The sequence below is a fragment of the Enterobacteriaceae endosymbiont of Donacia piscatrix genome, from assembly GCF_012569525.1.
In the GTDB taxonomy this organism is placed as follows: domain Bacteria; phylum Pseudomonadota; class Gammaproteobacteria; order Enterobacterales; family Enterobacteriaceae.
In genome coordinates this window covers 353380-364191 of record NZ_CP046200.1, presented here as the reverse complement: position 1 = coordinate 364191, position 10812 = coordinate 353380, and the positions used below count along the sequence as shown (strand labels likewise).

The 10812-nt window shown below is 22.9% G+C and carries 9 protein-coding genes and 1 rRNA gene; 9 read left to right on the top strand and 1 reads right to left on the bottom strand.

Annotation, left to right across the window (positions count from 1 at the left end):
• The 7 genes from GJT96_RS01840 to pykF form a co-directional block, all read left to right on the top strand.
• On the top strand, window positions 1–227 hold a 227-nt coding region (locus GJT96_RS01840; RefSeq protein ID WP_169780506.1), incomplete at its 5' end, for an iron-sulfur cluster assembly accessory protein.
• A gap of 13 nt (window positions 228–240) precedes the next feature.
• Window positions 241–1677 (top strand): Fe-S cluster assembly protein SufB, encoded by a 1437-nt coding sequence (gene sufB, locus GJT96_RS01835; protein WP_169780596.1) that lies wholly within the window; start codon window positions 241–243, stop codon window positions 1675–1677.
• Window positions 1678–1711: 34 nt separating this feature from the next.
• Window positions 1712–2455, top strand: a complete 744-nt coding sequence (gene sufC / locus GJT96_RS01830) for a Fe-S cluster assembly ATPase SufC (protein WP_169780505.1) — start codon at window positions 1712–1714, stop codon at window positions 2453–2455.
• A complete protein-coding gene (locus GJT96_RS01825) occupies window positions 2427–3722 on the top strand; it encodes a SufD family Fe-S cluster assembly protein (protein WP_211080504.1) in 1296 nt (431 codons plus the stop codon). The genes sufC and GJT96_RS01825 overlap by 29 nt, the downstream gene beginning before the upstream one ends.
• Window positions 3712–4947, top strand: a complete 1236-nt coding sequence (locus tag GJT96_RS01820; RefSeq protein ID WP_169780503.1) for a SufS family cysteine desulfurase — start codon at window positions 3712–3714, stop codon at window positions 4945–4947. Before GJT96_RS01825 ends, GJT96_RS01820 begins: the two co-directional genes overlap by 11 nt.
• Window positions 4948–4950: 3 nt before the next feature.
• Window positions 4951–5376: a cysteine desulfuration protein SufE gene (sufE, locus tag GJT96_RS01815; RefSeq protein WP_169780502.1), complete on the top strand. Its 426-nt coding sequence runs from the start codon at window positions 4951–4953 to the stop codon at window positions 5374–5376.
• Window positions 5377–5495: 119 nt separating this feature from the next.
• Window positions 5496–6905 (top strand): pyruvate kinase PykF, encoded by a 1410-nt coding sequence (gene pykF / locus GJT96_RS01810; protein ID WP_169780501.1) that lies wholly within the window; start codon window positions 5496–5498, stop codon window positions 6903–6905.
• A 39-nt stretch (window positions 6906–6944) separates the two neighbouring features.
• Here the strand turns inward: pykF and GJT96_RS01805 are convergent, their stop codons facing one another.
• Window positions 6945–8105 carry a cysteine desulfurase family protein gene (locus tag GJT96_RS01805; protein ID WP_169780500.1) on the bottom strand — a complete coding sequence of 387 codons (1161 nt, stop codon included), beginning with the start codon at window positions 8103–8105 and terminating at the stop codon, window positions 6945–6947.
• Window positions 8106–8232: 127 nt separating this feature from the next.
• Between GJT96_RS01805 and murI the strand changes: the two genes are divergently transcribed.
• Both murI and GJT96_RS01795 read left to right on the top strand, forming a co-directional pair.
• Entirely contained in the window at window positions 8233–9045 is an 813-nt protein-coding gene (murI, locus tag GJT96_RS01800; protein ID WP_169780499.1) for a glutamate racemase, read from the top strand.
• Between the two features lie 192 nt (window positions 9046–9237).
• Window positions 9238–10810, top strand: a 16S ribosomal RNA gene (locus GJT96_RS01795).
• Window positions 10811–10812 lie beyond the last annotated feature (2 nt).

Sequence of the window (10812 nt, the reverse complement as noted above, 5' to 3'; positions counted from 1 at the left end):
GTTGTTTTGGATTTAAATATAATATTTTATTATCAAATAAATTATTAAAAAATGAAATTTTATTTCAAAAAGATAAAATATGCATCTTTATTGATAATAAAGATCTTACTTTTATAGATGGTACTATTATTGATTTCGTAAAAGATAATTTTTATCAATTTTTTCAATTTCATAATAGTAAAATTAAACAATTTTGTGGATGTAAAAAAAGTTTTACTTTTAAATAAAAAAACAAATAACATGAATATTAATTCTAAATATTTAAAAAAAAAAAATATGTATAAAGAAGGTTTTTTTACTAAATTAAAAAATAAAAAATTTATTCCAGGAATTGATATGGATATTATATATAAAATTTCTAAAATTCGTAATGAACCAAAATGGATGTTAGAATTTAGACTTAAGGGATATAATTTTTGGATAAATAAAACTGAACCTCATTGGTTAAATGGATATTATAAAAAATTAAATTATCAAAAATATATTTATTATTCAGCTCCTTTATATACTACATTAAATAATAATGTAAAAAATAAATATTTTACTTCTGAAGTTAAAAAAACTTTTCATAAATTAAAACTTCCTATTAAAGATAATTCAAATATAGCAATTGATGCTATTTTTGATTCTGTTTCAGTTATTACAACTAATCAAAAAAAACTTTTAGATAAAGGAATAATTTTTTGTTCATTAAATTATGCTATTAAACATTATCCTAAATTAGTTCAAAAATATTTAGGTTTTGTAGTCCCCCCTGATGATAATTTTTTTGCTGCATTAAATGCAGCTGTAATTTCTGATGGTACATTTATTTATATTCCAAAAAATACAAAATGTCCCATAGATTTATCTACTTATTTTAGAATTAATCAAAAAAATTTTGGTCAATTTGAACGTACTATTTTAATTGCCGATGAAAACAGTTATGTAAATTATATCGAAGGTTGTTCCGCTCCAATTAGAAAAAATTATCAATTACATGCCGCTGTAGTCGAAGTAATTTTACATAAAAATGCACAAGTAAATTATTCGACTGTACAGAATTGGTTTTCAGGTACTAAAAATAATAAAGGAGGTATTTTAAATTTTGTAACTAAAAGAGCAATATGTTATGGAGAAAATAGTAAAATGTCTTGGACACAATTAGAAACAGGAGCAGCTATTACTTGGAAATATCCTAGTGTTATTTTAAAAGGGGATAATTCGATTGGAGAATTTTCTTCTGTTTCATTAACTAATGGTAATCAACAAGCAGATACTGGAACTAAAATGATACATATAGGTAAAAATACAAGATCAACAATTATTTCTAAGAGTATTTCTACAGAAAAAAGTAAAAATACTTATCGTGGATTAGTCTATATTAATAAATATGCTAAATATTCTCGTAATTTTACTCAATGTGATTCAATTTTAATTGGTTCTAAATGTAGTACACATACATACCCTAATTTAAAAATATTAAATAATACGGCACAAGTTGAACATGAAGCCTCTACTTCTAAAATAGAAGAAGATCAAATTTTTTTTTGTTTACAAAGAGGATTAAATATGGAAGATACAATATCTCTTATTATTACTGGATTTTGTAGAGAAATTTTTATAAAATTTCCTTTAGAATTTGCAGTTGAAGCACAAAAATTATTATCTATTCATTTAGATAATAGTATCGGGTAAAATAATATATTTAATAATCGAAATTTAAAAAACTATGTTAAAAATTAAAAATTTATGTGTTAATATAAATAATAAGATTATTTTAAATGAATTTAATTTATCTATAAATTCAGGAGAAATTCATGCTCTTATGGGCCCTAATGGTTCTGGAAAAAGTACATTATCATATGTAATATCTGGTAAAAAAGGATATATTATTACTAAAGGGGAAGTTTTTTTTAAAAAAAAAAATATATTATATTTAAAACCAGAAATTAGAGCAAGAGAAGGTATTTTTGTTTCTTTTCAATATCCTATTGAAATACCTGGAGTTACTAATAATATATTTTTATTTAATGCTCTAAAAGCAATCAAAAAATATAAAGAAAATAATATATTAGATAGATTTACTTATAATAAAATTATAAATGAAAAAATAAAAATTTTAGGGAAAAAAAAAGAATTTTTACAACGATTTGTAAATGTTGGTTTTTCTGGGGGAGAAAAAAAAATTAATGATATACTACAAATGTTTGTATTAGAACCAGATTTTTGTATTTTAGATGAAATTGATTCTGGATTAGATATAGATGCTTTAAAATTAGTATCTAAAATAATTAATTTCATGAAAAATCCAAATAGATCATTTTTAATAATTACACATTATCGTCGTATTCTTGATTATATTAATCCTGATTATGTACATATCTTATATAATAAAAATATTATAAAATCAGGAAATATGAATATTCTTTCTGACTTAGATCAATATGGATATGAGTGTATTAATGAAAGATAATATATATAACAAATTTAAAAATCTTTATAAATTAAATAAAAAATATTTTTATTTTAATAAATCAAAAACAGATTTATATAAATTAAAAAATTTTTTAAAAAAAGAATTATTATATGATAATCAAAAATTATTATTTAAATATTTAAATAATAATTTATTAATTAACTCTAAATCATTACCTATTAATAATAATAATAAATTATTTAAATTATTATTTCCAATAGATGCAGTTATTTTATTTTTTATTAATGGTAAAATTAATAAAAAATTTAGTAATATAAATAATAAATATTATAAAATTAATATTAACTATACTAATCATAATAATAATTTTTTTAAAAAAAATATTTATCATTATTTATCTGAATCTTTTACTAAAAAAAATATATTAATTGATATTAATCATACAAAAAATATTAATAGTAAAAAACCTTTATATATAGTATATTTTAATGATAAAAATAAAAAAAATGAAATTGCTATATTTAATTATAGAAATTTTATTTATGTAAAAAATATTTTTTCTACTATAATAGAACATTATATAAATACAGATAAATTATACATTAATAACGTTTATAATACTTTTATTATAAATAATAATTCTAAATTAGAACATTATACTTTTATTACTAATAATAATATTATTAATAATAATTTTTGTTCTATTAACAATGAATTTATTTTATATAATAATGTTTCTTATAAAAAATATGATGTATTAATGTCAAATCAATATATTAATCAAAATAATAATTTTAAATTTTTAGGAGAAAAAACAAAATTAGTATATAATAGTTTATCATTTTCTAAAAATTCTAATATTATAAATATAAATAACTATTTAGAACATGATAAAAAAAATTCTTGTAGTGTACAAATACATAAGGCAGTTACTTTAGATCAATCAATAATAAATTTAATAGGATTACTAAAAATAAATAAACATGCTATTAAAACTAATGGACAATTAAATTATAGTGTTTTACTATTAAATAAATTATCTAAAATAAATATCCAACCTTATTTAGATATTTTAAATAATGATGTAAAATGTACACATAGTGTTTTTACTGGAAAAATAAATTACAATCAAATTTTTTTTTTAAGGACTAGAGGTATTAGTTTAAAGAAATCATATAGTATTTTACTTATATCTTTTATATTGGATTCTTTAGATGAAATTAGTAATAATATTATAAAAAATGAAATCTTACAAAAAATATTATGTTATTTGTCAGTAGAGAATATATTTAATGAGTTTTAATATAAAAAATGTTAGGAAACAGTTTCCTATCTTCTCAAAAAAAATTAATGGGAATAAACTTATTTATTTAGATAATGCAGCTACTGTCCATAAACCAAAAAAAGTAATTTCTTCATTAAGTAATTTTTATAAAAATGAGTATTCTTCAGTTAATAGAGGTATTTATAGTTTAAGTATAAATGCAACTAAAAAAATGGAACAAGTACGTATTCAAATAGCTCGTTTTATTAATGCAAAACACACAGAAGAAATAATTTTTACTAAAAGTACTACAGAAAGTATTAATTTAATTGCTAATACTTGGGGTATAAAAAATATCTTATCACATAATAATATTATTATATCTGAAATGGAACATCATTCTAATATTATTCCATGGAAAATATTATCTCAAAAAATAGGATTTAATATCCGTGTTATACCATTAGATAAAAACGGGGATTTAAAATTATATAAAATTAATGAGTTAATTGATAAAAATACTTGTTTAATATCTATTACATATATTTCTAATGTTTTAGGAACTATTAATCCAATTAAAACTATAATTAAAATAGCTAAAAAAAAAAATATTATTACTTTAATTGATGGCGCTCAAGCAATTTCAATTAAAAAAATTGATGTTCAAACATTAGGTTGTGATTTTTTTGTATTTTCAGGTCATAAAATTTTTGGTCCTACTGGGGTAGGAGTATTATATGGTATAAAAAAAATATTAAAATCTATTCCTCCATGGCAAGGTGGAGGGGGAATGATTGTAGATATATATCAAAATAATCCTATTTGGGAAAAAATACCTTGGAAATTTGAAGCGGGATCTCCTAATATAGAGGGTATTATAGGTTTAGGTGTTGCTTTATCATGGTTTATGTCATTTAATATAAATGATATTATTAAACACAATCAATATTTAACAAAATATACTTTAAAAAAATTTCATTCTATTTCAAAAATTAAAATTTTTGGAAAAAAATATTTTAGTATTAATAGAATTGGTATAATTGCATTTAATTTAACTAATTATCATTCCTATGATATAGGTAGTTTTTTAGATCAATATGGTATTGCAATACGTACTGGTCATCATTGTTCTATTCCTGTTATGAAATTTTATAAAGTAAAATCTATGTGTAGAATTTCTTTTTCTATTTATAATAATAAAAATGATATTGATTATTTTATAGATAGATTGGTATATATAAAAAATTTATTAAATAAACAATAATATATGTCATATAATTTACCCAGTAAAAATGAAATTGAAAATAATTTTTTAAATTGTAGTAATTGGGAAGAAAAATATTTATACCTAATAGAATTAGGTAATAAAATTCCTATTTTATCAAAAAAAAAACATTCTTTAGAAAATATGATACCAGGATGTCAAAGTAGAGTTTGGGTATTACTCGAAATTGATTCTAATAATAATATAAAATTTAAAGGTGATAGTGATTCTTCTATTATTAGAGGATTATTAACAATGATTTTTATTTTTTATAATAAAAAAAATTATGATGAAATTATTAATTTTAATATTCAAACATATTTTAAAAATTTATCTTTTGATAAATATTTAACTACTTCTAGATCAGAAAGTATCAATATTATTATAAAAAATATTAAAAATAAATTAAAAAAATTAATCTGTAAATAAATTTAAATAAAATTTATTTTATAAAATATATATAATATATTTTTTATTATATAAATTAAATTTAATTTTTTTTAAAATTTATAATATTTAATTAAATATATTCAGGAAATATAAATCTTATGAAAAAAACAAAAATAGTATGTACTATAGGACCTAGTTCAGAATCTGCATATGTTTTATCTCAATTTTTAAAATTAGGTATGAATGTTGCTAGATTAAATTTCTCACATGGCACCCATAATGATCATAAAAAAAGAATAAATAAATTAAAAAATTTAATTAAAGAAACAGGTATACATGCAGCAATTTTATTAGATACAAAAGGTCCTGAAATACGTACTATGAAATTATATAAAGGTAAAGATGTAGACTTACAATCTGGAAAAATTTTTACATTAACAACAAATCAAACAATTATTGGTAATGATAAACTTGTTGCAATTACATATCCTTATTTAATTCAAAATTTGAAAATTGGCAATAAAATATTAATAGATGATGGTTTAATTTCCATGAAAGTAATAAAAATCATTGATAATAATATTGTTTGTAAAATATTAAATAATGGAAAATTATCAGAAAATAAAAGTATTAATTTACCTGGTATATCTATTAATTTACCTTCTTTATCAGAAAAGGATAAATATGATTTAATTTTTGCATGTCAAAATCAAATAGATTATATTGCAGCTTCTTTTATTCGTAAAAAACAAGATATTTTAGAAATAAGAAAATTTTTAAAAAAACATAATGGTAATGATATTCAAATTATAGCTAAAATTGAAAATCAAGAAGGATTAAATAATTTTAATGAAATATTAAATGTATCTGATGGAATAATGGTTGCAAGAGGAGATTTAGGGGTAGAAATTCCTGTAGAAAATGTAATTTTCGCTCAAAAAATGATTATAAGAAAATGTAATTTTTTAGGTAAAATAGTTATAACAGCAACACAAATGTTAGATTCTATGATAAAAAATCCTCGACCAACTAGAGCAGAAGCAGGTGATGTAGCTAATGCTATTTTAGATGGAACTGATGCCGTAATGTTGTCTGGAGAAAGTGCTACAGGACAATATCCATTAGAAGCTTTATCTATTATGTCCAAAATTTGTGAAAGAACAGATATTACTATGACTAATAGAATTAATTATTATCATAATAATGATATGAGCATCACAGATGCTGTATGTCGTAGTGCAGTTGAAATAGCAGAAAAACTAAAAGCTCCTTTAATAATTGTAGCTACTCAATTAGGTAAATCAGCTAAAGCTATTAGAAAATATTTTCCTAAATCAATAATTTTAGCTTTAACTACAAACAAAAAAACAGTAAAACATTTAATTTTAAGTAAAGGGATAATACCTAAATTAGTTAATAAAATATCATCTACAGATGATTTTTATATAATAGGTAAAAAAGTAGCATTATCTAGTAAATATGCAGTAAAAGGAGATGTTATTGTAATGGTTTCTGGAGCTTTAGTATCCAGTGGAACTACAAATACAACTTCTGTACATATTATTTAAAATTTATAAAAAATATTTATAATTATAAGTTTATATTTATTAATATTTTTTTTTAATTTGTTTAATAATAAAATTTAATTTTTTAACTGTATAATCTATTTCTTTTTCAGTAGTAAATTTACCAAAAGAAATACGAATAGAACTTTTAATTAATTTATCATTTAATCCTAATGATTTTAATACATATGATAAATGATGTTTATTTGAATTACATGCAGAAGAAGTAGATATTGCAATATTTTTCATTTCTAGTATGAGTATTTTATTAAAAATATTTTTAAAACCTATATTTATTATATATGGAGAACTATCTTTAAAATTACCATTTAAATATATACCTTGAATATTTTTTATTCCATTCCATAATTTATTTTTTAAAAATGTTATTCTTTTTTTTTCCTGTTCCATTATAGAATTAGCAATTTTTAATGCAGTAGACATACCAACAATTTGATGTACAGCTAACGTTCCTGACCTTAAACTATTTTCTTGTTCACCACCATGTATTAATGGTAACAAATTAATTTTTTTTTTATTATTTTTTATATATAAAACACCTATTCCTTTAGGACCATAAAATTTATGAGCTGAAAATGATAATAAATCGATATTCATATTTTTTAAATTAAATGAATATTTACCTACACTTTGTGTGGCATCTACATGAAAAAGTGTATTTTTTTTTTTACAAATATAACCAATTTTATTTATATCATTTATAATACCTATTTCATTATTAATATGCATTATTGAAACTAGTATAGTTTCATCTGTAATTTTTTTTTTTAATATATTTAAATTAATTTTTCCTATACGAGAATTTTTAATATATATAATTTTTACACCTAATTTTTTTATAAAATTACAAGTTTCTAATACAGCTTTATGTTCTATAAAACTTGTAATAATATTTTTTTTTTTATTATTTAAGTAATTAAATGCTATTCCTTTAATTGCTAAATTAATAGATTCTGTCGCACTAGAAGTAAAAATTATTTCTTCTTTTTTACTACCAATAATATTGGATATGTTTATCCTAGCATTTTCAACAGCATTTTTTGCATTTATACCAAATAAATGTAAGTAAGAAGAAGGATTACCAAATATTCCTTTTATAGTAAAATAATTTTTCATTTCTTGTAATACTTGTTTATCAACTGGCGTTGTAGAAGCATAATCTAAATAGATTAGTTTTTTCATAATTTTATTACACAAATTTAATTTAGATATTTTTTAAAAAAATTATTTGTTAAAATAAATATTTTATATTATTTAATATTAAATATTAAGTATTTTAATATATAAAATATAATAAATTAGGATATTTATGACAAAAAAATCTTTAACATCACAAACTACTATTTTTATTTTTGATTCTGGATTAGGTGGTATTACAATATATAATTATATCAAAAATATTTTTTTAAATATAAATTTTATTTATTTATTAGATAATAAATATTTTCCATATGGAAGTAAATCAAAAAATTTTATTTTACAACGTTTAATTAGAATTTTACAAAAAATTTCATTATACCACGACATTTCATTAGTTATTATAGCATGTAATACAGCTAGTATTACAAGTTTACCTGAATTGAAAGAATATTTTAGTTTTCCTATTATTGGTGTAACTCCTGTAATTGATTTAGCTATTAAAAAAACAAAAAATAAAGTAATTGGTTTTTTAGCTACAAATACTACATTACAAAATTATAAAATAAAAAATAAAATTAATTTATTAAAAGAAAAATATATAATAAAAATTATATCATCTCCTAAATTAGTTTTTTTAGCAGAACAAAAATTGTTAGGATATAAAATTATATTAAGTAAAATTAAAAAAATTTTTTTTCCTTGGTATAGATTAAAAATATTTCCTGATACTATCATATTAGGTTGTACTCATTTTCCATTAATTATAAATGAACTAAAAATTATTTTACCTAAAAACATAAAATTTTTAGATGCTAAAAAATATATTACTTATAAATTTAAAAAAATAATTAAATATAATAAAAATTTATTAGATATAAAAAAAAATATTGTTTATTATACAAAAATTAATAAAGATATAGGTAAAATTAAAAATATTTTTTTAAAAAAAAACTTTCATATTTTTAAAAAATTAAAAACATAAAATTTTTTTTATAAAAAGTTAAAATAAAGTACTTGACTATTTATTTAATAGATGTAATATAATTATTGTTAATTTTATAGTTCTTTAAAAATTTATAAAAAACTTTTAAGGATTCTCTTTTTAAGAGAGTATTAAATTTATAGATTTATTTGTAAAAAATTTATAAGTTTATTTTGTTAAATTATTTATATAAAATTGAAGAGTTTGATCATGGCTCAGATTGAACGCTGGCGGCAAGCTTAACACATGCAAGTCGAGCGGCAACGAGATAAGAAAAGTTTTACTTTTTTTATTGTCGGCAAGCGGCGGACGGGTGAGTAATATCTGGGGATCTGCCTTATGGAGAGGGATAACTATTGGAAACGATAGCTAATACCTCATAATGTCTTTTAAAAGACCAAAGTAGGGGATTTTATATTTTTATATAAAACCTTATACCATTAGATGAACCCAGACGAGATTAGCTAGTAGGTAGAGTAAAAGCCTACCTAGGCTACGATCTCTAGCTGGTCTGAGAGGACAATCAGCCACACTGGAACTGAGACACGGTCCAGACTCCTACGGGAGGCAGCAGTGGGGAATATTGCACAATGGGCGAAAGCCTGATGCAGCTATGCCGCGTGTATGAAGAAGGCCTTCGGGTTGTAAAGTACTTTCAACAAGAAAGAAATAATAAAATTTAATACATTTTATTACTGACGTTACTTGTAAAAGAAGCACCGGCTAACTCCGTGCCAGCAGCCGCGGTAATACGGAGGGTGCTAGCGTTAATCGGAATTACTGGGCGTAAAGAGCACGTAGGCGGTTAATTAAGTCAGATGTGAAATCCCTAAGCTTAACTTAGGAACTGCATTTGAAACTGATTAACTTGAGTTTCGTAGAGGGGGGTAGAATTCTAGGTGTAGCGGTGAAATGCGTAGATATCTGGAGGAATACCAGTGGCGAAGGCGGCTCCCTGGACGAATACTGACGCTCAGGTGCGAAAGCATGGGGAGCAAACAGGATTAGATACCCTGGTAGTCCATGCTGTAAACGATGTCGACTTGAAGGTTGTAAGCTTGACTTATAGCTTTCGTAGCTAACGCGTTAAGTCGACCGCCTGGGAAGTACGACCGCAAGGTTAAAACTCAAATGAATTGACGGGGGCCCGCACAAGCGGTGGAGCATGTGGTTTAATTCGATGCAACGCGAAAAACCTTACCTGGTCTTGACATCCATGGAATTTAATAGAGATATTTTAGTGCCTTCGGGAACCATGAGACAGGTGCTGCATGGCTGTCGTCAGCTCGTGTTGTGAAATGTTGGGTTAAGTCCCGCAACGAGCGCAACCCTTATTCTTTGTTGCCATCAGTTAGGCTGGGAACTCAAAGAAGACTGCCGGTGATAAACCGGAGGAAGGTGAGGACGACGTCAAGTCATCATGGCCCTTACGACCAGGGCTACACACGTGCTACAATGGTATATACAAAGAGAAGCATCCTTGTAAAAGTAAGCGGATCTCACAAATTATATCTTAGTTCGGATTAGAGTCTGCAACTCGACTCTATGAAGTCGGAATCGCTAGTAATCGTAGATCAGAATGCTACGGTGAATACGTTCCCGGGCCTTGTACACACCGCCCGTCACACCATGGAAGTGGGTTGTAAAAGAAGTAAGTTATTTAACCTTTGAAAAAAGGAGGATGCTTACCACTTTATGATTCATAACTGGGGTGAAGTCGTAACAAGGTAACCGTAGGGGAACCTGTGGTTGGATCACCTCCTTTAC